Origin of the sequence: Flavobacterium sp. NRK1 (genome assembly GCF_024054175.1) — a bacterium.
In the GTDB taxonomy this organism is placed as follows: domain Bacteria; phylum Bacteroidota; class Bacteroidia; order Flavobacteriales; family Flavobacteriaceae; genus Flavobacterium.
This window is the reverse complement of record NZ_JAMXLA010000023.1, coordinates 1-293: the sequence shown is the minus strand read 5'-3', so window position 1 is coordinate 293 and position 293 is coordinate 1. Positions and strand designations below refer to the sequence as shown.

General features: G+C 43.7%; 1 protein-coding gene. It reads left to right on the top strand.

Going from position 1 to position 293, the window contains the following annotated elements:
- Positions 1-293 (top strand): type IX secretion system membrane protein PorP/SprF (locus NHE85_RS16710; RefSeq protein WP_252813346.1); only part of this gene is annotated, 293 nt, incomplete at both ends.

Sequence of the window (293 nt, the reverse complement as noted above, 5' to 3'; positions counted from 1 at the left end):
ATGACCTTTTCAGGGAGCAGCCCTGTAGGTAAGAATGTAGGTTTGGGATTATCGGTTATCAATGATAAGATAGGGCCTGTAGAAGAGACTAACGCCTATGCGGATTTCTCATACACACTAAACCTTGGTGGCGAACACCGTTTAGCTCTTGGTTTAAAAGCCGGTGCTACTTTTCATAATGTTGGCTTATACAGCGATATTGGAGATGGCCACGTACCAGCACCAGGCGACCCTGCCTTCTCTTCTAACGTAAATAATACGTTTTTCAACATTGGAGCAGGATTTTTCTACTA